Below are 22,436 nucleotides of genomic sequence, written 5' to 3' on the forward strand. Positions count from 1 at the left end.
CATCCTCGAAATCAGTGCCTGACGACAATGCTTCCCCTCCGCACTTGAGAGGTTTTTTCGAAACGGTTGCAAGACCGATATCTCGCTCTCGCGTCGAAAGACTTTTGGCTCCCAGACTGCAACAGCGATCAGAGACGGAGCTGCAACTCGGTAAGCATGTCGCTTTGGATTAAAGCCTCGCCAAACCTGCGGTGTCTTTGGGCTAACCATGCTCCCTGCTCGGAGGCGCGACGACTGGTGTGGCTACCCCGACCATGACTGAGCGCTGACCCAGTGCCCTTCTTTCGTTTCGGCATTCCACCAGATGGTATGCAGCAATGGGAATGTCCGGGCGATATGCAGCGCCTGGACTGGATCACTTTCAACGTAGTGGGTACACCCCAGTTGACGCGCATGGGTCGCCTTGAAACGGGCGACATCTGCAGGGGCATCGCTAAAGATGGACGGGTCTCTCATCACAAGCTTCAATCCCGCAAACCCATGACTGTTCAACCAGCGCTGAGTACGCTGTCGATCCATTTCAGGCCTGCCGGTAATAATCGCAACTATGTTGTTCAGCGCCGGGGTGACATCGTACGGCAGCAACCCATCTCTCTCGGCAAGCGCGGACTCCAGGCATTCCTCATAGACATGCAACGGCACGTCTGGAACTAGAACACCATCCAGATCAATACCGTAATAAGCGAAGGTATGGTCAGGGTCAACGTTCACTCTGGATCCGACTAAAGCCTCTTGCCACTGCGTTCGATACGCATCGGTAAACGCTTGGCGCTCCCAAGGGAAGATCGAGTAGTAACCCCGACTGTCCAGGGCATAGTGAGGTCTGATTCGGCTGAGGTCATCGTATGCGCCGGTCAGGGTCTGCACGACTATGCCTTGTCGCTCCAAGAACCGAACACAGTCGATCAGCGTAAATCCTGCGCCTGCAATGTCCTCGCACAACAAAACTTTTGAGCCTGCGTCTGGCATGGGAAGTGACGAGTCCCATGCCACGGTGCGCGTGGATCGCTCGTATCGCAGAAACCCGACCTCCACCCCTGTGACATGGGAAACCATTAAAGCCAAAGGCCCTCCCCCGCGCAGTACTCCCACAATGCGCTGAAAACATTCGGCTCGGAGGTGCACCTGCAGAGAGGAAATCCACTGATCCAGTTTTTGATATGAGACCTCAATCAGAGGTCTGCCCAAACGCTCGGCGCTGTCGTCAATCACAGAAGAACTCTTTGGTAACGAATGTCGATCGGGTGCCAAGGCCTTTTCCAAACCTCACCATTTGAGCAGCATCGGGCCGAGTAAACCGCCAACGGTCGCAGAGATAGTCATGCCCAGGACATAGCGAGCCGCCCAAAAAGACATTTCGATTTCTGGGCAATGCAGGCAGTAAATAAACGCTGCCGTGGCCCCGGCAATGAGGCCAGCAACGGCACCGGCCAAAGTCAGATGCGTAGGCGCAAGCCGCTTCATTGCGTGCAACAGGGCCCCCAACCCTGGAAGGGACAGCGCTGCGATATCGAGAGGGCAGCTGCGCCAAAGCCGATCCGACACCAAACTCCATGCGGTGCCACTCGGTGAATGATAAAGCGAAATTATTGAGGCTGATGCGATACAAACCAACGGCACAACAATGCCGAACCATGCCCCTCTTACTGCCTGTCCCGGCTGAGACAAACGACTGGCGACGATCAACCCACCCATCATCATCGAGAAGCTGAACCCGAGTTTTGCCCAGAAGACATCCGTCAAAATTGCAGCATGAATATCTGGACGGATACCTAGTATCGCGATGAGCAAAACTGTGCAACCAAGCAAACCACACGACATTGCATAGACCAGTCGGTTACGCACTTCATGTGGATCGACGGCAGAGGATGAGTCTGCAAGAAATTCTATGAGCCGCTTTGTATTCATTTTCTGCATGCCCAAGGCTTTGGGGTCACGGGGCAAAGGTTCATTTCGAACCGTTGCGATAGAAGGTAGCCAACACCTTGATTGCTCGATGCAACGCCACACGGACTGCGCCTTCGGACATTCCGAGTTGCCGGGCTGTATCCCGTACACTGCTTCCTTCAAGCGATATCAGTTCGACGATGTCACGTTGAGGGGATGAAAGCTGGCGCAAAAGCACCTCCAGCGAGGGACTCAGTGTGGGGTCAAAGCCCTCCTCTGCTGGGAGGCTTTCGATCACGTCATCCAAGGGCACCTCGACACGTCGACCACGACGGCGCATTGAATCGATGAACTTGTTCCGTGCGATCACCGAAATCCAAGGGCTAACTGGGTATCTCGCATCCCATGTGCCTCGCTTCAAATGGATCGCCAGTAAAACTTCTTGAACAACATCCTCTGCGTCAGCTTGGGCTCCGAATTGACTGCAACGGAACTTCACCAATCCCCGGAGATAGGGGGTTACTGATTCGAGAAACTGCCTATATGCATCTGTGTCCCCGGCGTTTCCCCGAGCGAGCAGGAGGCTCCATTTGACTTCAAGGCTTTCGGTCATGCTCCGCCTATGGCTTTCAAAACAGGCTGTTGAATGTTTGGGGTGCGACTTGGGATGCAGCATCGGAGATCGCCAATTGCTCGCCTCACAAGCCCCCCCGCAAGACGGGTTCGGGGACAGGTAGTCCGTTTCAGCTAATTCGTCTCCATCCCTGAATTTGTTACAGGCTTTTCATTTTTAATTTTCGCCATGGCCATGGGCTGATCAGTTATTCAGGGAGGATGCAGCATCCCCCGATCCATAAGGCCTGATAAAAATTTTGTTGCTGCTGTAACAAATAGGCAGTCACAAACGAAATCAGTAGCGTGAGTGGTGTACACCGAGCCGTTCCTAATCCCTCTTGAATGCAGAGGCCCCAATGACGCTGATGCAAAGGTTGAATGACTGGTCGAGCATGTCTCCACCCTCCTCTCCATTACCACCGTCGATCAATATTGATCCGCCGCTACTAGCCAGCCTGCTATCCATGACCTCGCTTGTTGAAGCGCGTGATCCCTATACCGGTGGGCATCTCTGGCGGGTTTCCAATATTGCTCACTGCTGGCACCAGAGGCGGGGCTTACCCATGCGGAAGTCCAATTGATCGCGCTGGGAGGCTCCGTTCATGACTTAGGGAAGATGATGAAGTGTCTGGCGATGCCAGGCGTCGTTTACAACGTTCATCCACTCGGTGCATGGAAACCCGTGCAGTATTTATGAGCATTTCTGATGACCGCAACGTCGCAACGGTTGTTTAATTTCATCGCTGGGGAACAGGGGCCCTGGCAGATACGAAGCAACACCAACCTGGTTGGTGCGCCATTGCCAACCGCGTCAAGGCTCGAGGTTGTAGGCAGCTGTACAGCGCCCCTCCAATACGTTTCTGCCTGGCAGCTACAAGGGATCACCAGCAACGATCGTTACGTAACCCGCGATGAGAAAACAGCCTTGACGGCTCGCCAGCCTGACCTCGGTCGCTCATCAGCGACCTGTGCAGCGCTGATCGCGCTCCGTAAGCATTCAGGTTGGTGGGGACTGACTCAGGATGAACGCAGAACCATCGTCGAAGAACAATCGAACCACATCGCCATCGGCATGAAGTACCTGCCGGCAATTGCGCGACGCTTGTACCATTGTCGAGATCTTGCACACTCACAACCGTTTGACTTCATTACCTGGTTTGAATTTGCCCCGCAAGACACTCCTGCATTTGACGAACTGTTGAAATCGCTACGTCGCTCAGTGGAATGGCAGTTCGTTGAGCGTGAGGTCGACATCCGAATGGTGCAGGCTGACGCATCATGAACACATCCGTGAGAGGTAAATTGGTAGCGGGTTTTGGAGCCGTGCTGCTACTGACCGCACTGCTGACGTGGAGCGCCTCTATAACGCCAACCAGTTGGCCTCACGAAGCCAGTCACTGGTGGATAGCATTTCCTTGGACAGTCAGATAGCCAAGATACGGTTTCAAGAAAACGAGTTTGATCGTTCGGCCCAAGACACAGCAGTCGAAGCTTTTCACTGAGAGATTAAACGGCTCGACGAAATCGTCGACGAAGTCCACAGCGGATCAGGCACTGACGCAAGTGCAGAACTCTCGCGCCTTAGCGTTGAACTCACAACCTGGGTGCGATGCTCCAAGGTCGCTTGAGTCATTGGGCGGGCATGCATGATCGTGTTCGCTTCCTGCAATCTTCACCCACCTCATGAGAGAAGAGCCAAGTCAATGGACAAACACATTCTTGAGCGATTGGAAAAGGCAGGATTGGTATTGCCACCGGCACTCCCAGCCAAAGGGCTTTACCACTCCGTTGTTGAAACGAATGGGGAACTTTACGTCTCTGGCCTCGGGCCGATCGTGGATGGAAAACCTTTGACCGGAGTCGTGGGGCAAGACATCGACTTGCCGAACGCGAAGCACGCCGCGCGAATCACCGCGCTACTGATCCTTGCAGCTGTCGAACAATACTGTGGCCTGCAGAACATCCTGCGCTGTACCCGCATGACGGTATATGTGAAAGCTGATGAGCGCTTCGTTCGTCATCCCGAGGTTGCGGACGGTGCGAGTGAAGTCCTAAGAGATGTTTTCGGTGAAAACCTGCTACCTGCGCGAAGTGCGATTGGTGTTTACACATTACCTTTCGCGATCCCTGTGGAAATCGACAGCGTCTTCCAACTCAAATGCTGAGCGACTCAGGCCATTGCAAGTGGGCCACGCATTGATCTCACGTTCGACGCCCTACACTGCCTTCGCCGCATCAAAAGACGAAATCATGCCCCAACTCCCCTTCCATCCACTCGAGGAACCTCCTGACCCTTGGGAACGTCGAGTGAGCCTTGGGAAATACCAAGTGATGAGCTGCCACCGGCGCAGTCAGGCTTTCGGGTGCCACCTCCACAAGCGATCCCGAGGCCAGGTATTTCTGGGCCAGCAACGTGCTTTCCAGAGCAAATCCCAGCCCATGACTCGCGGCTTCTAGAGTCATGTATGAGCGGTCAAAACTCAGGGCATACGGGTGCTCCGGGCGGGCCAACCCGTGCTGAGCGAACCACTCTGGCCACTTCAACAGCGTGGCCTCAGAGAGAATCAAATCCCTTTCAAGCATATCCGTCGCACTGATGACCGGATGCCGCGCAAGCAATTTGGGAGATGCCAGAACAGCAAAGGTTTCATTGCGTACCGTTCGTACTTCATAGCTCGGCCAGTTGGGTTGGCCATGGCGGATATCTACGTCGATTTTGTCACGGCTGAAATGCAACGATTCGTACGAGCATGACAGGTTGATCTGAATATCCGGGTGGCTGATGCGGAACGCCTCCAGCCGGGGCATCAACCAGAGCAGTCCAAAGCTCGGCGATGAATGAAGGCGCAAGCAGTCCAGGCTCACGTCACTGGTAGCACGCTCTGTCGCCATTTCCAGGCTATGCAACAGGCCAGAAATGTCTTTCAAATATTGCTGGCCAACCGGGGTAAGCGTCACGCCACGGGCCGCTCGAACGAATAGCTGACGACCAATCATCGCTTCCAGTTTTGCCAACTGATGACTCACTGCTGATGGCGTCAGATCCAAGACTTCTGCAGCACGCGCGAGGTTTCCGAAACGGGCCGTTTGTTCGAAGGCTTGAATAGCTCTCAGCGGTGGCAGGTTTGACGGCGGGTATTGATCATGGGGCATGGACGCTCCCGTACGGTTTTTACAGTGTTTTGGGGATAACCCATTCAATCATCTGGACTGCGGCTTGACGAGAGGTGAATTTTTTTCAGCTACGAGTGACGTTTGCATCATTGCTCAGCAAACCGACTCGTAACACTCTGAATCATCGATTACTGAAATCGAACATAAAAACAATCAGAGGTAACTCTCATGCTTCTTCAAGGCAAAGTCGCAATCATTACGGGTGCGGCATCCGAACGTGGAATCGGTCGCGCCACTGCCGTCACCTTCGCCCAACACGGCGCCCATGTCGTCATTCTGGATCTTGATGAGTCTGCAGCACGTGATGCTGCTGCCACGCTGGGCGAAGGCCATCTGGGCTTAGCCGCTAACGTCGCGGATGAAACTCAAGTCAAACATGCCGTCGCCAAGGTGCTGGAACGCTTTGGTCGCATCGACGTGCTGGTCAACAACGCCGGTATCACTCAACCCATCAAGACCCTGGACATTCGCCCTTCCGATTACGACAAAGTGTTGGACGTCAGTCTGCGCGGCACTCTGTTGATGTCACAGGCAGTTATCCCGACGATGCGCGCCCAGTCGTCCGGCAGCATCGTGTGCCTGTCGTCGGTCTCCGCTCAGCGCGGCGGCGGCATCTTCGGTGGCCCGCATTACAGCGCCGCCAAAGCGGGTGTACTCGGTCTGGGCAAAGCCATGGCCCGAGAGTTCGGCCCCGACCAGATCCGGGTCAACTCCATCACGCCTGGCCTTATTCACACTGACATCACCGGTGGCCTGATGCAAGATGAGCGCCGTCACGCCATCATCGACGGCATTCCCTTAGGGCGTCTGGGTGCGGCTCAGGACGTGGCCAATGCCGCGTTGTTTCTGGCAAGCGACCTCTCCTCCTACCTCACCGGTATCACTCTGGACGTGAACGGCGGCATGCTGATTCACTGACGCTGAGTGGGCGGGCTACCCACGGCTCGCATTGTTCTGGATCGATGATTCACCGGGCTGACCGCCTGGTGGTCTATAAAAACAAGAGATCAGACCATCATGATAACCACCATGACCCTCGATGCGGTCTCGACCGTACGCTCAAATGCTTATCGCAAAACAGCTTGGCGGCTCATGCCGTTCCTGATGTTGTGCTACTTGTGCGCCTATCTGGATCGCGTCAACGTCGGCTTCGCCAAGCTGCAAATGATGAACGACCTGTCCCTGAGCGAGACCGTATACGGCCTTGGGGCGGGCATGTTCTTTATTGGTTATTTCCTCTGCGAGGTGCCCAGCAACCTGATCCTGCACAAGGTCGGCGCACGTCGCTGGATCGCCCGGATCATGATTTCCTGGGGCATCATTTCCGCCCTCTTCGCCTTCGTCGAAACCGCCTGGCAGTTCTACGCCCTGCGCTTTCTGCTGGGGATCGCTGAAGCAGGTCTGGCCCCGGGTCTGCTGCTGTATCTGACTTACTGGTTCCCATCCTATCGCCGCGCCAAGATGACTGTTCTGTGGTTCGTCGCCATCCCGCTGTCGGGGATGATCGGCGGCCCGCTGTCGGGCTGGATCATGAACAGCTTCGCAGGCTTCCATGGCTGGGCGGGCTGGCAGTGGATGTTCGTCATCGAGGCAGTGCCCACCGTTATCGTCGGACTGCTGGTACTCACGTATCTGAAGGACGGCGTGCATCAAGCGACCTGGCTCAGCGACGATGAAAAAGAGCTGGTCAACAAGGAACTGGCTGAGGACAACAGCCGCAAAGTCACCCACGCTTCGCCTCGCGAATTCATCCGTGATCGTCGCCTGTGGTTGCTGGCGTGCATTTACTTCTGTGTGGTGATGGGCCAATACGCCATTACCTTCTGGCTGCCGACGCTGATCCGCAACGCAGGTGTCTCCGATCCTCTGCACATCGGACTGCTGACCAGCCTGCCGTACATGTGTGCCATCGTCGCCATGCTGTTGATGGGCCGCAGCGGTGACAAGCACCGCGAACGTCGCTGGCACCTGGTCGCGCCGATGATCGCAGGCGCCATCGGCCTCACCCTCGCGGCCATTCTCGGCGGCAACCTGGTGATGTCAGTGCTCAGCCTGTGCCTGGCGGCCGCCGGGGTACTCTCGGCGTCGTCCCTGTTCTGGATGCTGCCCACTACTTTGCTCGGCGGAGTCTCCGCGGCGGCAGGTATCGCCGGGATCAACAGCTTCGCCAACCTTGCGGGCTTCTGCTCGCCCTACCTGATCGGCTGGATCACCACCACGACCGGTTCTAGCGCCATCGGCATGTACCTGATCACCGGCGTGCTGTTTATCGGGGCCTCGCTGGTTCTGCGCATCCCCGCCGCTTCGGTCAATCGTTGAGTTCTCGGAGTTATCACCATGACTGCTAATACACCCGATACCGCGCTTTCGGTACTGGCAGAGCGCGCCTATAACATTCGCCGCCATGCCCTGCGCATGGGCCAGGTGCAGGGCCAGGGCTATGTCGGCCAGGCCTTGGGCGCGGCCGACCTGCTGGCGGTGTCGTACTTTCACGCGTTGCGCTATCAGCCGCAGAGCCCTGAGTGGGAAGAACGCGACCGCTTTTACCTGTCGATTGGTCACTACGCCATCGCCCTGTACGCCGCGCTAATCGAAGCCGGAGTGATTCCGCTCGACGAACTGGAAACCTACGGCTCGGACGACAGCCGCCTGCCGATGTCGGGTATGGCGGCCTACACGCCGGGCATGGAAATCACCGGTGGCTCCCTTGGCCATGGCTTGGGCATCGCCGTCGGTGCGTGCTTGGGGCTCAAGCGCAAAAATTCGGATTCATTCGTATACAACCTGCTCTCCGATGGCGAGCTGAATGAGGGCTCGACCTGGGAAGCAGCGATGTCGGCCTCGCACTGGAAGCTCGACAAGCTGATCGCGATCATCGACGTCAACAACCAGCAGGCTGACGGTCACTCCAGCGAGGTACTGGCGTTCGAACCGATCGTTGACCGCTGGCAGGCTTTTGGCTGGTTCACCCAACGGGTGGACGGCAATGACATCGGCGCGCTGGTCTCCGCCTTTGACGCCGCGCGCAATCATCAAGGCGCCCAGCCTCGGGTAATCATCTGCGACACCAAGATGGGCAAGGGCGTGGACTTCCTCGAAACCCGTGAAAAGACGCACTTCATCCGCGTCGATGAAAACGAATGGGATCTGGCATTGGAAAACCTGAAGGTCGGGAGAACCGTATGAGCAGCGTGAACAATACCGAGAGTGGCAAAAAACGCCTGACCACTTCCGCGATGATTGCCTCCATCGCGTCCGAAGGCCAGGCCACCCGCTCCGCACCCTTTGGCCATGCGTTGGCTGCGCTTGCTGACCAGCGTTCGGACATCGTCGGGTTGTCGGCAGACTTGTCGAAATACACCGATATGCACATCTTCGCTAAAGCTCACCCTGAACGTTTCTATCAGATGGGCATGGCCGAGCAACTGCTGATGAGCGCCGCCGCTGGTATGGCCCGTGAAGGCTGCGTGCCGTTCGCCACCACTTACGCGGTGTTCGCCTCACGCCGTGCCTACGACTTCATCTGCATGGCCATTGCCGAAGAGAACCTCAACGTCAAAATCGTCTGCGGTCTGCCGGGACTGACCACAGGTTACGGCCCGAGCCACCAGGCCACGGATGATCTGGCGATTTTCCGCGCCATGCCCAACCTGATGATCGTTGATCCTTGCGACGCCCTGGAAATCGAACAGGCCGTGCCCGCCATCGCCGCCCACCCCGGGCCGGTGTACATGCGCCTGCTGCGTGGCAACGTGCCGCTGGTGCTGGATGAGTACGGTTACACGTTCGAGATCGGCAAGGCCAAAACCCTGCGCACCGGCAAGGACGTGTTGATCATCTCCACGGGCCTCATGACCATGCGTTCGCTGGAGGCCGCGGCCCAGCTGCAAAAGGATGGCGTCGACGTGGCGGTGCTGCACGTGCCGACCATCAAACCTCTGGACGCGCAGACGATTCTGGCCGAAGCACGCAAGTCAGGGCGGCTGGTGGTGACGGCTGAAAACCATTCGATCATCGGCGGGCTGGGCGAAGCCGTGGCAGGCCTGCTGCTGCGCAATGGCGTAACCCCGACCTTCCGCCAGATCGCCCTGCCCGACGCCTTCCTCGATGCCGGCGCCTTACCAACGTTGCATGATCGCTATGGCATTTCCACCGACGCGGTGTGTGCGCAAATCAAAGGCTGGTTGTAAACAGCTGCCGGACATCATTGAGCCCCACGCTGAGAGAATAAGAATGATCGTAGGCTGTCACTTTGGCCTACGATCCTTTGGGTCACCCTCTCGTTAGCGCTGGTGCTGTCTCGATGTGGAATGGCCCCGTTGACAACGCAAACAAGGGAGCCGTGGCCAAGGGTGAAATCTTGCAGTAACTGGCGACACGTCTTAAGCGTGTGCGGATCACACCCTGGTTTTTTTATTGCAGTTTAGACCGGGTGGCTTACCGAAAACTTACGTGTGGCTATGAGCACGGGTAGAAGCTGCCTACCCATTTCCGAGAGCTGATATTCGACCCTGCGAGGCAGCTCGCCAAAATCAATCCGCTCAATCAGACCATCATTGGCCAACTGCCGCAGTTGCTCCGTGAGTACTTTTTGCGTGACGCCTGGTAAATCCCGCTTCAGCTGCAATGTGCGTATTGAGGGATCGGCGTAGAGCCTGAAAAGAATGGGCAACTTCCAGCGCCCCTGGATCATGCGGATCACGCGCGTCACGTGCGCGACTGAACCATTGGCCCCAAGGCAGATTTCGCGCTCCTCCTGAGGGATAGGCACAAAAAGGTGCGTACTGGTTTTGTCCATCATCTCGCCCTACCTTGGGAAATTAACGGCATTGTAAAAGAGGAACGGCACGTGGACTTGAGTTTGAGCGGTAAGAATGCACTGGTAACCGGCAGCAGCAAAGGGATTGGCGAAGCAATTGCCAAGAAACTGGCCTTTGAAAAAGCCACTGTCGTTATCCATGGTCGCGACGCAGCTCAAGTGGAAAGAGTGGCCAATGAGATCATTGCCTCAGGCGGATGTGCCCATGCCGTGGTGGGCGATCTTACGCACGATGACCAAGTGCAGCAGTTGATCGAGTCCGCCCAAAAGCTCGTTGGATCGATAGATATATTGATAAATAACGCTGGCGGCTCAGGTGGCGCTAAAGAGAGCTGGTTGGATACGCAGCCTGCCTCATGGGCATCTGCTTATGACCGAAATGTTCTTGCGGCCCTCAGGGTCACCAGTCGGCTATTACCCCGAATGCAGGAAGCGAAATGGGGCCGGGTGATCAGTATCTCCAGCCTTGCCGCAACGATGCCGCCGCCCACTGCGCCAGATTATTCAGCCTGTAAAGCGGCGATCAACGCAATGACTGCATCCATGGCCAAAGCAGTCGCAGCTGACGGGGTGACGGTCAATGCCATCTCGCCTGGCACCATCCACAGCTCGACTCTTGATGCGCGTTTTCGCGAGGTGGCCGAGGAGCGAGGCTTGTGCAGCAAAGATGCGCCATGGGAAGACATCGAACGTCATGTCCTGCCACTGTTTGCTCAGGTTCCTGTAGGTCGGGTCGGTCGGTTGGAGGAAATCGCAGCAGCCGTTGCATTCCTTGCGAGCCCGGTTGCGGGGTACATCACGGGCACCAATCTGAGGATCGATGGCGGCCTTTCTCCAGTTCTCTGATATTGCTGCTTGACGACGTGTAAGCGTCTGCTGAACACACCTCGTAGCTAGCATCCGGGGATGCCTCATCGCGTATCGTCCAAAACCGCGCGGTTCGGATAGGATTGCGAGGCATGGCAGCACACCATTCTGCATCTGCATCTGCATCTGCATCCGCATAAGCTCTGTCGCTTGGGACGGTCAACAAGGAGGTTGCATGCTTCAGGTTTGGGGACGACGCAACAGCGCTGCCGTGCGCGATCTGCCTCAGGTACTCGCTTGCAATATGACTAATGCTTATATAAAGCTTATCGAGAATTGAGCCGGATTAAATCCTGATTGGAATCAATGAGGATTACCTTGCTGACTGTCTGTTCAATCACATCAGCAAGCCAGGAACGTCTACTCACACAGCGATCGGAACGGACGTGTCCTCTCCTGATTTTTGCTAAGCCGCCTCCACGCTTTCAACAGCGTAGCGACTTCGCCGGCACCCACGGGCGGGCTGAGCAGATATCCGGCCTGGATCGCACTGGGGGGGGGGTATGGCGGATATCCGGCCCTCTATCTTAGCGGGCACCCAAACTTTCCGTCTCAGCCGATTCACTCGATCGGCATTCGTCAACGCAGCGCAAGCAAGCTCGCGCACTTCGGACCAGGCCTCAGAATGCTTGACAGATCCAGGCCATCCGCCTAATTTTTGCGACGTTGCATACGTATGCGATGCTCACTCTCCAAGGGTGGCCCGCCCCCTCACTGTGCCTCACCCACCTATCCAATAACTATAAAAGCCGCGAGGACATATGGAAGCTCCATCACTCACAGCGAATCTGGCAACGCCTGTTGCCGAAGAGGAACAACGCCTGTTACGCAAGGTTGCGTGGCGCATCGTGCCGCTGATCATGACCTGCTTCATCGTTGCTTATTTCGACCGCGTGAACATCAGCTTCGCCAAACTGCAAATGCAGTCCGAACTCGGACTCAGTGATGCAGCGTATGGCTTGGGCGCGAGCATGTTTTTCGTGGGCTATCTGCTGTTCGAGATACCCAGCAATCTCATTTTGGTGCGTGTCGGCGCACGGCGATGGATAGCCCGGATCATGATCACCTGGGGCATGGCCTCGTCGGGGATGATGTTCGTGCAGACTGAGACGGTGTTCTACATATTGAGATTTTTACTGGGCGTCCTTGAGGCCGGATTCGTGCCGGGCGTTATTTACTTCTTCATGCAATGGTTTCCGGCCAAGCAACGCGGGCGGATCAATTCGTTCTTCTTCGGTGCCAGCGCGCTGTCCGGAATTCTCGGCGGTCCGCTTGCCGGCGGCATCATGAAGTACCTGGCCGGCGTTCAGGGTTTATCGGGCTGGCAGTGGTTGTTTCTGCTCGAGGGGCTGCCATCGATCATCCTCGGATTTGTCGTGCTGTTCATGCTCGACGATCGGATAGAAGACGCAAAATGGCTAAGTGTTCACGAAAAAACCATGCTCTCCAACGCCCTGAATCGCGAGCATAAAGTCCACACCTCGCACTCCTTCGGCGCTGCCCTCCGTCAGCCCGTCACCTACATGCTGTCACTGATCTATCTGGGGCTGTGCGCGGGTATCTACGGGATTTTCTTCTGGATGCCGCAACTGGTGAGGACCGCCGGCAGTGCCGATCCATTTGAGATCGGCCTGATCACCATGCTGCCCTACTGCGCTGCCATCATAGGCATTGTGCTGATCGGCAGGCATTCGGATCGCACAGGCGAACGGCGCTGGCATCTGGTCGGATGCGTGGTGGCAGGGTTGGTGGGCTATGTCGTGTGCGCGACGTTTGGCGACAGCACGCTGCTCCTGCTGATCGGTCTGAGCATCGCGACAACAGGTCTGATCTCGTCATTCGCTCTTTTCTGGGTTTACCCGCCCCGCGTGCTTACGGGTGTTGCCGCTGCTGGCGGCATTGCGCTCATCAATTCCATCGGGCAGCTCGGCGGTGTGTTTGCGCCCTATATGGTCGGCCGGGTCAAAGACCTCACCGGAAGCGCATCCATGGGACTGTATGCAATCGCAGCGGTGTGTGGCGTAGCTGCCTTGCTCATTGCGTGGGGCTTGCCACGCGCTGTTCACTTCATCGAATCCAGGGAGACACCCGATGCGTCCTAACAATGTACTTGAGTGCTGGGCACAGGGCCGAGCCGCCGTATCAGGCTGGCTGGCGATCGGCAACACCTACAGCGCGGAAATCGTGGGGTGCAGTGGCGTGGACTGCGTGACCGTCGACCTGCAACATGGCATGACCGACGTCCAACAGATGATCGGCATGTTGCAAGCCATCTCTGCCACCCCGGCCACACCCTTCGTAAGGGTGCCGTCTTGCGATCCGGCAATCATGATGAAGGCACTCGACGCCGGTGCCTATGGGCTGATTTGCCCGATGGTCGACAATGTCCAGCAGGCGCAGGCGTTTGTCGACGCGACGCACTACCCGCCCACGGGTACTCGAAGCTTTGGCCCCACCCGTGGCCTGCTCTACGGCGGTGCGGATTATTTCAAGCACGCCGATCAGACGATCGTGCGCCTGGCCATGATCGAGACCCTGCCCGGACTTGAGGCGGTTGAGGACATTCTCGCCGTCGAGGGCATTCAGGGCATTTTCATCGGTCCGGCAGATCTTGGATTAGCGCTGGGCAAGGGGCCGGTGGGCGACCCCGTCGACCCTGATGTGCTTGCAGCCATCGAGCGATGCCGACAGGCGGCGGCCAAGGCTGGAAAGCACATCGGCATTTTCTGCACATCGGGTGCGGTCGCTGCACGTTATGCGGCGCAGGGCTTCGACTTTGTTGTGCCGAACCACGACGCCAATCTGCTCAAGGCCGTGTTGGCGTCCGAGGTGCAGTCAGCCAGGGGCTGACCTTACAAATAATCGTTCGACTCTGACCCGTCGACGCCGCACTGCTCATCGTACCGGGGCTGGGCTCACGCCGTGCGCTGGCGCGTAGCATGAGCAGCCACCGAGCGGTGTGTCATTTCAGACGCCTCAGGGTTGAAGCACGGTCATGCGAAAAGCACCAGCATTGCTCGCCGCATGCCCGACCGCTTCATTGACTGATGCAAGCGCAAAGGTGCTGACCGCGTAGTGACTCAGCGGTAGCAAGTGTGCGCGGATCAGCCCCACGAGGGTCGCCACGGCACTGCGCGGGTACATCCATTGGCCCATCAGGGTAATGTTATTGCGCATGAGCCAGGGATAGGGAAGCGGCAGGTCATCGCCGCCCAGCATGCCCACACCGCCCATCAAGACCACCCGGCCATAGGGCCGCACCGTCATGACCGCCGCACGCACCGTGGACGTTGTGACTGAGGGCGGGAGTATGTCCATAACGCAATCGATTGGCCCCTGCGCAGCAGCCTGCATCGCATTTCGATCACGCGCTTCGTCGCCGCTGAGCATCACCGGCACTACCCGGTCGCCGAAGCGCCGAACCAGGTCGGCCAGGGTATCGGCATTACGCCCAGGCGTCATAACGCGTGCAGCACCCATCGCAAGCGCCACCAGCGTAGCAGCACTGCCGAAGTGCCCAGTCGCGCCGCTGACCAGCGCGGTTTCGCCCGGCTTCAGACCCGCCGCCAGCCAACCCCCATAAGGGATGAGCAAGGTATTGAGCGCACACCACGCAGGCGCGTCTTCTGCCGGGATATCGCCTATGGGTACGGCGTTTTCAGTGGGCACCCGCATGACTTCCGCAAACGGCCCATCATGGTAGTAACGATGCAGATGCAGGCCGCCGTCGCCTCGAGCGCTCCAGCCTTGCAGCACGATGTCCGGCATGAGCGCATCATCCCGGGAACGCACGGTGGGGTCGCAGAACACCCAGTCTCCGCGACGCAGCCGTGTCGCGTCCGGCCCCGTTTCCAACACCTGACCGACCGCGCCGCAGCCCGGTATGAGCGGCAGCTCGATGTTGTAACGGCGAGTACCGTCAAACACTTCATTGGCGTAGGCCAATACCGGAGCGGCCACGACCTTTACCAGTACTTCTCCGCTCCCATGACGGGGTGCAGGCACGGACTCAACGACCAGGGGCTGATCCAACGATTTCAAAATGGCGGCGCGCATAGTTGTCTCCTTTGAGTAAAGGGCCAGTGTGCGCGAGGCGGCGCTTGTAACAAGGGCGGCGCTTAACCTAGGATTGCCCACTCCCCCCTTCGATACTCCGCCATGAGCCGACGCCGAGAACTGGGCCTGTTTCTTCGCTCCCGCCGTGAGGGCTTGACACCTGACGTCGTCGGTCTGTCCAGTGGCATGCGCCGCCGCGCGCCCGGACTGCGTCGTGAAGAGGTGGCCGAGCTTGCAGGTATCAGCGTCGATTGGTACACCCGTCTGGAACAGGGCCGGGTTGGGTCGCCGTCGATCCAGACCCTCAATGCCCTCGCCCACGCGCTGCGGCTCGCCCCGGCTGAGTACGCGCATCTGCAATTGCTCATCCAGCCCCACCCCGCCCCCGCTTTACCGGCAGCACAGGTGCCTGCCGCGCTGACACGCATGGTCGAACATTGGCAATACCCGGCTTACGTGGTCAACGAGCGTTGGGACCTGCTGACCTGGAACGACGCGGCGGCAGCGGTGTTTGGTGATTTCGGCGGTCAGCCGGGCGAAAGTGTCAACCTGCTGCGCTATATGCTGCTGGATGACATGGCCCAGCAGGTGTTCGGTGATACCTGGACCGACGAGGCGCAGCGAATGGTTGGCAAATTCCGCAGACTGTACGACCAGCATGCCGGCTCGCAGGCATTCGATGCCCTCATCAGCGACCTCAACAATGCCTCTGCGTGCTTCGCCAGTTGGTGGCAGCGGCACGACATCATCACCCAGGGCACCGGGCGCAAACACCTGCGCGATCAGTCTGGCAACCTTCACATATTCGAATACCTCAGCATGCACCCGGCGGACGCACCTCAGCTGCGAGTGGCGTTATACATGCCGGTGGCCTGAGTCAGAGACGGAGCAGCGTTGCATGAGCGCTAGTCCAGTCGCCTGTGCTGCTCCTCCCCTTCGTGTTGGTCGACACGGGTCAATGGGCTTGATTGCCGTAGCCGATTTCATCGACGCGCGTCAGATGCCCGCCGAGGTTGTAGCTGAAACGGCGCGACAGGTTGTCGATGCGCTTAAGTGTGCGAAAGGACCTAGCCGAGTGCGTTGTAGGTAAAGGATTCGGCAGTACCGTCCGGATGATCGATGCGCATCACTTCGCCGTCGGGTTTGCGTTCGAGGCGGGTCGTTTGATTAAACGCATCAGTGACAGCAACCAGATGAGCGCGGTCGTCGTAGGTGTAGAAGGTGCTTTTGCCCGAACAGTCCTGAAAGCGCTCGACCTGCGCCAAGCCGTTCCACCACAGGTATTTGGATTTATGTGTCGCGTCGATGATGGTGTGTGGCAGGCCGTCGTCGCCGTTGAGGTACTCGGTTTTGTGGCCGAGTGCATCGATTTCGGCGATGAGGTTGCCCTTGTCGTCGTGGCGCGCCTTCCAGACGCTGCCGTCCGGCTAAGCCGGCCTACACTCCCTGCGGGCAGTCATCGTACTTGATCTGTGCGATTTTCCAGGCTGAGTTTCCGGGTTAGCCAAGATTCATTGAAGATAACGTTCTCGCTTAGCACTGCTTGCTTAAGAAGCCAACTTAAGAGCCGATGATACTTTCGTTAGAGTCAGAATTTTCCAAGAAAATCCCCATCCATGCATCAATCACCGCCCAAGCATCAACGTTCGGCTCCGGTGATTCCTGTTGTTCGTGCCACCAAATATAGAACTCGGCATCTGAAAGATGGCTAGTTACAGCTATATAGTCGCCAGCGCCATTGGAAAAGAAACTGACCAAACCAGTAACTACCGCAACTTCATCATCAGCAAAGTCATCTATATTCACAAAATCCTGAAGACGAGAAGGCCCCATAGACAAATCAACATAAAAATAAAAACCATTGTGAAGTCTTGTATAGAAATTTCTAACTGAAAACGGAAGCATGGACAGATTAGGCGTCATCTCTCCATGAGCAACGGGTTCTCCACCCAAGTAAAGACCCAGTTGATTATCCTCGCGATAGATGTAAACCAAATAGTTTTCATCAGCTGAAGCGAGCGCAGTGCCAATGACACATCTATTAAGCCATTTATAAACGGTGGGTAGTACAGATGAGAATTTTTTCCACTCGCTAGGGAACCAGACAGAAGACGCGGGTTGCAAGCCAAATCCGAACCAACTTTCTGGTATTTTTATATTGGAAGGCAGCTCATCTAGAGAGAAGTAAACATCATAGCCCGAGAGCTCAGCCCTCACAGATTGCTTTATACTCTCTATATTTTTCATTTCAGCTCCTACATCTTATATCTATCAAACGGGCTTTATATAGGATATTGAATCTCAAGCCTGGTCCTATTGCCTTCCGCAATGTAAAAAAGTCTAAGATATATCTACACAGGCTAAAATCTAACCAATCCTCCTCAAAGCTATATCAAGCATGAATAGCAATAAATCGTCGAAACGCTCAAACTCTTCGTAGACATTATCAAACGCCTGCTTATCGCGAACTTGATACATACCGTTGGAAAAAATCCAAAACATACTCATCTTGATCACTATCGCCGAAGACGAAAAATCCTTTCAACTCTTCTACGTCACGAGAAATAACATTCATTTCAACGAATGCTAAAGTTTTGGCTGTGCTCCCCACTATCGGGAGGCGTTTGGTAGAGTAAAAAAATACGCCTTCCACAGTCAGCCCATTGTGGAGTTTCAGGAACTCAAGGTAATCCCGAGGCGGCTCGCGCCCCAACTCTGTCTTACACGAATCTAAAAATACAGATAGCTCACCCTCATCTATTCCGTCTGGTAAAAAACGACCTTCTTCAGATTTTTTTTTCGCTATTAACGTTAACTTATCTTTGACATTAGAGTTCATAATCAGACCTCAAAGTAGTGGCGGAGGATATATCACCGTCAATCATAGGCCACTCAACAACCTTACTTTCGCCAAGAGTCGTTTTCCCTGTAAGAGTTCGTTGAGCGTTAGTCAAAACCTTATGGTAGGGCTCGTTTTTTATAAGCACTAAGTTATCGTATGAATTGGTACCTCCATCATCTAATGGTTTAACATGATGTACTTGCCAGTCCTCGTTAGGCAGCTTTCCTGCTTGCATCCTAGCCACTTCTGCATTAGTAAACCCTGAGTTTTTCAGCGTTGTTATATTCTCTGGGTCTTCGGAAAGATTTTTCAAATAATGCTGGCGGTAAGCGTGTCCAGAGATATCAAAGTTCCGCTATTGCAGTGCGAACAGTATCGCAAAAAAATGCTTCAAAACTGTCATACAAAACTGTCTTGACGCCATCTCGTTTAAAGGAAAGTTCCGTCTGCACTATAGGCGACTCGCCTGACGGACTTAATTGAGATGTGTCGATTGAAAATATAGGGCCGTAGCCCGACGCCTTGACTACGATCATCGTTGAATCCGCATCTCCCACGGCTCGAGCATCCCGTGTCGCAAACAATACGCTGGGAACGGCCTTGGCTGTGAGCCCGCTTTTAGTAATACCATAATATGTGTCACCACCAAAAGATAACGCACCGATTTTTTTGAGAAACAATTTATAGGAGGGAGGAAATTTGACCCCTAATACCCCTTCAAAATCGGCAATCATCTGATCACTGGCACCTCCAGCAAATGCAGGCTCGTCACCGCTCAGCTTCATTTCATTCTCAATAACATCAACGTAAGTCATCTTCACCTCTCAAAAATCTAAAGATCGCTCTTTCCAATATGTCTTTTTCCAAATATTGAAAGGACCACGGTTCATACTTTGCGGCGCGCTGCTATAAACTCGCCGCAGACCGTCGGACCCTACCCAACTTTTGTCCCATTGATTGGAGTAAATCTGTAGCACTCGATCGTTCTTAGAATGGAAACTGCTCAAGACCTCGGCCATGGAACCAGGCTCATCTTGAGTTAAATGGTGAAGATTTACTTCTTTCCCATCGGTTCCGATCGGTGCATCTCCTTTTCGCATCCTTTGAAGGTTCGTCCTCCCTAAATCGTCAGCGTAATGAGGATCGAAGATATCGCTCCTCTGATACACCTTCCTGCCTGCGACATTTTTCGGGCTCCAGCACGCCCGGCCCAACAGATCTACCCAACCATTCGCATTTGGAGCATAACCGTATAAATTTTTTCCGCCAGACAACCCAATCGGATCCTGCGTTATAAACCGCCCTACCTGCGGGTCGTAATACCGAAACGTGTTGTAGTGCAGCCCCGTCTCATCGTCGAAGTACTGACCCTGAAAACGCAGATTCTGCTCGACGTCACTCACGGTCAGCGCTTCAACCTCGCCCCACGCCTTGTACGTCGCCTGCCAGACAATGCTTCCATCAACATCGGTCATTTCCAGCGGCGTGCCGATCTGGTCGGTGTGGAAGTAGTAAAGCTTTTTCTCCTCTTCGCCTTCGTTTTGGTCCACTCGCGCCAGAGGCGCATAGCTGCCAGGCTCGTAGACATAAAGACTGCTCTGCCACGGCGTTTCTTCGCGCAGCATCCGCAGACCCTGCCAGAGGAAATGCTTGTGTTCGGTCTGGCCGTTTATCTCGGAAGTCTTGCCGATGCGCCGTCCAAGGCTGTCGTAGCGGTAGATGCCGACGCTCTTAAGCTTGCCGTTAACAAGCGTTTCAGCTTTGACCAAACGGTTTTCGCAGTCGTAGCTGAATGTCTGCAGCTTGCCCAGCCCTACCCGCTTTTCAATCAGATTGCCCCACGCATCGTAGGCATATTCCTGATCGCGCCAGCGCTTGATGCGGTTGTCTTTGACCTAGTCGAACTGGCTGGTATTGAAGTTCAGCCTGTTCGCGGCAGCGTCGTACCTGAATTCTTCGCTATCGACGAGCTTGTCGGTGTCGCGGCTGTGTAGTTGGCCGTTGGCTTCGTATTCGTACTTGACCTCGCCGCGCAGCTTGTCGAGGGTGCGGGTAAGTTCGCCCGCGTGGTCGTATTCGCTGAAGTCGGTTTCATCGGGAATAACCTTGTGTCCGATGATCGGCTCGACGGGTTTACCGGTCAGCCCGCCGGTCGCACCCTCGATGGCCGGACCGACGACGTAGCGACTGGCGACCTCGCCCGCAACGGAGCCTAGGGGTGAACTTCATGACGCACGACATGACGACTTTCATGCGCGCCTGACTGCCGGCCTTGATGAGCCGGGGGATTACTCTTCTTGCAGTGACAACTACAGGAAAGTGGAGCCGACCTCATCTGCATCTTGTTGAATCATCTTTACGACAAGTTCCCAATCCTCCCCCCCGATAAAATTCCTTCCAAAAAAAACATACGTCATGACCCCACCATAATAGTCATCCCCTCCAGCCTCGACGGAGAACTGATGTACAAATGACATTGGCTCACCATTTAAATATCGCCAGCTTGGTTCGTGGAGCCAACGAGGGCGGGGGCCGTAACTAGTGAACTTACCCTCTAGCTCATCTGCAACCCAAGCCTTTACCGACTTTGGCGTTGCCGAAATCCACGTCAAATCCGGCTGAGGCAAGTCTAAGCCAATATATTTTTCATGCAACGCTTTTACAAACGGCTCAGCTTCCTCATGACTGACGCCGGCATTAAATTTTTTGGATGCAACTTCAACAACTACTGAACTAAATAAAATATAGCTCTTATCCACATCTACCATGAGTTCACTCCTTTAATTACTTCCAACAATTCGGAACCAGCGTGCCTAAATTTGTCCACATCGGCATGCTGCCAGCGATCAACCTCAGTTAGGTTGGAACTACTATGAACACCTTCGCCGCCAACACGTTGTGGAACGTCTGTGTGATGCAGTTCATAGGGTAGGTCTTTAACACTTACCTTCCCTGTCTTCAGGTTTCTAATTTTTGCAGTTATGTTTGGCGGCTGTCCTCCGGACATTCTTGCTAGATTTCGCGGCGAATAGATAGAAACAGGTTTGCTCATTTCTTCAGTTGCCGTATTTTTCCAGTGATTTTTCCGTGCAGTTGACCAGCACTCCCACCCCCAAGGGTCGATCCAACCTGTCGGGCTCGGAACATATCTATATAGATTCATCCCCCCATCCAGGCCTATCGGATCCTGCGTTAAAAACCGCCCCACCTGCGGGTCGTAGTACCGAAACGTGTTGTAGTGCAGCCCCGTCTCGTCGTCGAAGTACTGCCCCTGAAAACGCAGATTCTGCTCGACGTCGCTCACGGTCAGCGCTTCAACCTCGCCCCAAGCCTTGTACGTCGCCTGCCAGACAATGCTGCCATCAACGTCCGTCATCTCCAGCGGCGTGCCGATCTGGTCGGTGTGGAAGTAGTAAAGCGTTTTCTCCTCTTCGCCTTCGTTTTGGTCCACTCGCGCCAGAGGTGCATAACTGCCCGGCTCGTAGACATAAAGACTGCTCTGCCACGGCGTCTCTTCGCGTAGCATCCGCAGGCCCTGCCAGAGGAAATGCTTGTGTTCGGTCTGGCCGTTTATTTCAGAGGTTTTGCCAATGCGCCGTCCAAGGCTGTCGTAGCGGTAGGTGCCGATGCTCTGCAGCTTGCCGTTAGCCAGCGTTTCAGCTTTGACGAGGCGGTTTTCGCAGTCGTATTGGAAGGTCTGAAGTTTATTCAGCCCGACTCGCTTCTCAATGAGATTGCCCCACGCATCGTAGGCATATTCGTGATCACGCCATTGCTTGATCCGGTTGTCTTTGATCTGGTCGAACTGGCTGGTATTGAAGTTCAAACGGTTCGCCGCAGCGTCGTATCGAAACTCTTCGCTGTCGATAAGTCGGCCTGTGTCGCGGCTGTGCAGTTGGCCATTGGCTTCGTATGCGTACTTGATCTCGCCGCGCAGCTTGTCGAGGGTGCGGGTAAGTTCGCCCGGGAGTCGGATTCGAAACGGTATCGACAAGCAACGAGGCGCTGATGTCTGTACTGTGAACTTCGAGAGTATTCAACTGGCAGCGGTGATCCGAACTGCCAGCTCTTGCGGCCCGTGGCTTCGTATCAAAGTGACTGATAAATTTGCTATATCAATTTTTGAAGAATCATGTAAAACCAAGGAAACAATCACCTAGCAACCATCTATGGTGG

At 55.5% G+C, this 22,436-nt stretch carries 23 protein-coding genes and 3 pseudogenes; 11 read left to right on the plus strand and 15 right to left on the minus strand.

Annotated features, from left to right (window positions below; translation table 11 throughout):
- Nucleotides 1-243 precede the first annotated feature (243 nt).
- From B3N48_RS17445 to B3N48_RS17455, 3 genes are read right to left on the minus strand one after another with little or no spacing between them, the layout of a single operon-like run.
- Complete coding sequence (locus tag B3N48_RS17445; protein ID WP_296185815.1) at nt 244-1,212, minus strand: phosphoribosyltransferase; 969 nt, start codon at nt 1,210-1,212, stop codon at nt 244-246.
- Nucleotides 1,213-1,266: 54 nt separating this feature from the next.
- Nucleotides 1,267-1,917 carry a DUF1109 domain-containing protein gene (locus B3N48_RS17450; RefSeq protein WP_296185816.1) on the minus strand — a complete coding sequence of 217 codons (651 nt, stop codon included), beginning with the start codon at nt 1,915-1,917 and terminating at the stop codon, nt 1,267-1,269.
- Nucleotides 1,918-1,948: 31 nt separating this feature from the next.
- Nucleotides 1,949-2,500: a sigma-70 family RNA polymerase sigma factor gene (locus tag B3N48_RS17455; RefSeq protein WP_296185817.1), complete on the minus strand. Its 552-nt coding sequence runs from the start codon at nt 2,498-2,500 to the stop codon at nt 1,949-1,951.
- Nucleotides 2,501-3,208: 708 nt separating this feature from the next.
- Here B3N48_RS17455 and B3N48_RS17460 point away from each other — a divergent pair.
- Nucleotides 3,209-3,784 (plus strand): chlorite dismutase, encoded by a 576-nt coding sequence (locus B3N48_RS17460; RefSeq protein ID WP_296185819.1) that lies wholly within the window; start codon nt 3,209-3,211, stop codon nt 3,782-3,784.
- A gap of 421 nt (nt 3,785-4,205) precedes the next feature.
- Nucleotides 4,206-4,667, plus strand: coding sequence for a RidA family protein (locus tag B3N48_RS17465; protein WP_296185822.1), 462 nt, complete (start codon nt 4,206-4,208; stop codon nt 4,665-4,667).
- Nucleotides 4,668-4,737: 70 nt separating this feature from the next.
- Here the strand turns inward: B3N48_RS17465 and B3N48_RS17470 are convergent, their stop codons facing one another.
- Nucleotides 4,738-5,655: a LysR substrate-binding domain-containing protein gene (locus B3N48_RS17470; RefSeq protein WP_296185824.1), complete on the minus strand. Its 918-nt coding sequence runs from the start codon at nt 5,653-5,655 to the stop codon at nt 4,738-4,740.
- A 189-nt stretch (nt 5,656-5,844) separates the two neighbouring features.
- Here B3N48_RS17470 and B3N48_RS17475 point away from each other — a divergent pair, with 189 nt between their 5' ends.
- The 4 genes from B3N48_RS17475 (at nt 5,845) to B3N48_RS17490 (ending at nt 9,866) form a co-directional block, all read left to right on the plus strand.
- Nucleotides 5,845-6,594 carry an SDR family NAD(P)-dependent oxidoreductase gene (locus B3N48_RS17475; RefSeq protein ID WP_296185827.1) on the plus strand — a complete coding sequence of 250 codons (750 nt, stop codon included), beginning with the start codon at nt 5,845-5,847 and terminating at the stop codon, nt 6,592-6,594.
- Nucleotides 6,595-6,693: 99 nt separating this feature from the next.
- Nucleotides 6,694-7,995 (plus strand): MFS transporter, encoded by a 1,302-nt coding sequence (locus B3N48_RS17480; protein WP_296185828.1) that lies wholly within the window; start codon nt 6,694-6,696, stop codon nt 7,993-7,995.
- Between the two features lie 18 nt (nt 7,996-8,013).
- On the plus strand, nt 8,014-8,862 hold the full coding sequence (locus B3N48_RS17485; protein ID WP_296185829.1) for a transketolase: 849 nt from the start codon (nt 8,014-8,016) through the stop codon (nt 8,860-8,862).
- Complete coding sequence (locus B3N48_RS17490) at nt 8,859-9,866, plus strand: transketolase family protein (RefSeq protein ID WP_296185831.1); 1,008 nt, start codon at nt 8,859-8,861, stop codon at nt 9,864-9,866. Before B3N48_RS17485 ends, B3N48_RS17490 begins: the two co-directional genes overlap by 4 nt.
- 233 nt (nt 9,867-10,099) lie before the next feature.
- On the opposite strand, the gene B3N48_RS17495 is transcribed toward B3N48_RS17490, so the two are convergent.
- Nucleotides 10,100-10,477 (minus strand): winged helix-turn-helix transcriptional regulator, encoded by a 378-nt coding sequence (locus B3N48_RS17495; RefSeq protein ID WP_296185832.1) that lies wholly within the window; start codon nt 10,475-10,477, stop codon nt 10,100-10,102.
- Between the two features lie 48 nt (nt 10,478-10,525).
- On the opposite strand from B3N48_RS17495, the gene B3N48_RS17500 reads away from it, so the two are divergent.
- The 3 genes from B3N48_RS17500 (at nt 10,526) to B3N48_RS17510 (ending at nt 14,212) form a co-directional block, all read left to right on the plus strand.
- Entirely contained in the window at nt 10,526-11,341 is an 816-nt protein-coding gene (locus B3N48_RS17500; RefSeq protein WP_349677028.1) for an SDR family NAD(P)-dependent oxidoreductase, read from the plus strand.
- Between the two features lie 782 nt (nt 11,342-12,123).
- Nucleotides 12,124-13,464, plus strand: a complete 1,341-nt coding sequence (locus B3N48_RS17505; protein WP_296185835.1) for an MFS transporter — start codon at nt 12,124-12,126, stop codon at nt 13,462-13,464.
- On the plus strand, nt 13,454-14,212 hold the full coding sequence (locus B3N48_RS17510; protein ID WP_296185836.1) for an HpcH/HpaI aldolase family protein: 759 nt from the start codon (nt 13,454-13,456) through the stop codon (nt 14,210-14,212). Before B3N48_RS17505 ends, B3N48_RS17510 begins: the two co-directional genes overlap by 11 nt.
- Before the next feature lie 126 nt (nt 14,213-14,338).
- Here B3N48_RS17510 and B3N48_RS17515 read toward each other — a convergent pair whose 3' ends face one another.
- Entirely contained in the window at nt 14,339-15,418 is a 1,080-nt protein-coding gene (locus B3N48_RS17515; protein WP_296185838.1) for a zinc-binding alcohol dehydrogenase family protein, read from the minus strand.
- 102 nt (nt 15,419-15,520) lie between these two features.
- Between B3N48_RS17515 and B3N48_RS17520 the strand changes: the two genes are divergently transcribed.
- Nucleotides 15,521-16,294 carry a helix-turn-helix transcriptional regulator gene (locus B3N48_RS17520; protein WP_296185840.1) on the plus strand — a complete coding sequence of 258 codons (774 nt, stop codon included), beginning with the start codon at nt 15,521-15,523 and terminating at the stop codon, nt 16,292-16,294.
- 85 nt (nt 16,295-16,379) lie between these two features.
- Here B3N48_RS17520 and B3N48_RS17525 read toward each other — a convergent pair.
- The 7 genes and pseudogenes from B3N48_RS17525 to B3N48_RS17545 form a co-directional block, all read right to left on the minus strand.
- Nucleotides 16,380-16,845 (minus strand): annotated as a pseudogene (locus B3N48_RS17525) (type IV secretion protein Rhs); the annotation flags it as partial.
- A gap of 133 nt (nt 16,846-16,978) precedes the next feature.
- Nucleotides 16,979-17,665: a hypothetical protein gene (locus B3N48_RS17530; protein ID WP_296185842.1), complete on the minus strand. Its 687-nt coding sequence runs from the start codon at nt 17,663-17,665 to the stop codon at nt 16,979-16,981.
- Nucleotides 17,666-17,876: 211 nt separating this feature from the next.
- Nucleotides 17,877-18,257 carry a YrhA family protein gene (locus tag B3N48_RS17535; protein ID WP_296185845.1) on the minus strand — a complete coding sequence of 127 codons (381 nt, stop codon included), beginning with the start codon at nt 18,255-18,257 and terminating at the stop codon, nt 17,877-17,879.
- Nucleotides 18,247-18,495: an HNH endonuclease signature motif containing protein gene (locus B3N48_RS26735; RefSeq protein WP_349677029.1), complete on the minus strand. Its 249-nt coding sequence runs from the start codon at nt 18,493-18,495 to the stop codon at nt 18,247-18,249. Before B3N48_RS26735 ends, B3N48_RS17535 begins: the two co-directional genes overlap by 11 nt.
- A gap of 109 nt (nt 18,496-18,604) precedes the next feature.
- Entirely contained in the window at nt 18,605-19,075 is a 471-nt protein-coding gene (locus B3N48_RS17540) for an SMI1/KNR4 family protein (RefSeq protein WP_296185847.1), read from the minus strand.
- Between the two features lie 9 nt (nt 19,076-19,084).
- Nucleotides 19,085-19,429, minus strand: coding sequence for an HNH/ENDO VII family nuclease (locus B3N48_RS26925; protein WP_414704254.1), 345 nt, complete (start codon nt 19,427-19,429; stop codon nt 19,085-19,087).
- Nucleotides 19,430-19,459: 30 nt separating this feature from the next.
- Nucleotides 19,460-20,338 (minus strand): annotated as a pseudogene (locus B3N48_RS17545) (RHS repeat domain-containing protein); the annotation flags it as partial.
- Here B3N48_RS17545 and B3N48_RS17550 point away from each other — a divergent pair.
- The gene (locus B3N48_RS17550) at nt 20,255-20,476 is read left to right on the plus strand and encodes a hypothetical protein (protein WP_296185849.1); all 222 of its coding nucleotides are present in this window, start codon (nt 20,255-20,257) and stop codon (nt 20,474-20,476) included. The pseudogene B3N48_RS17545 and the gene B3N48_RS17550 overlap by 84 nt on opposite strands.
- A 93-nt stretch (nt 20,477-20,569) precedes the next feature.
- On the opposite strand, the gene B3N48_RS17555 is transcribed toward B3N48_RS17550, so the two are convergent.
- Nucleotides 20,570-21,028 (minus strand): hypothetical protein, encoded by a 459-nt coding sequence (locus tag B3N48_RS17555; RefSeq protein WP_296185850.1) that lies wholly within the window; start codon nt 21,026-21,028, stop codon nt 20,570-20,572.
- A pseudogene (locus tag B3N48_RS17560) lies at nt 21,022-22,349 on the minus strand (RHS repeat domain-containing protein); the annotation flags it as partial. The pseudogene B3N48_RS17560 and the gene B3N48_RS17555, both read right to left, overlap by 7 nt.
- Nucleotides 22,350-22,436: the final 87 nt, after the last annotated feature.

This window comes from Pseudomonas sp. UBA1879 (assembly GCF_002338065.1).
Classification (GTDB): Bacteria; Pseudomonadota; Gammaproteobacteria; order Pseudomonadales; family Pseudomonadaceae; genus Aquipseudomonas.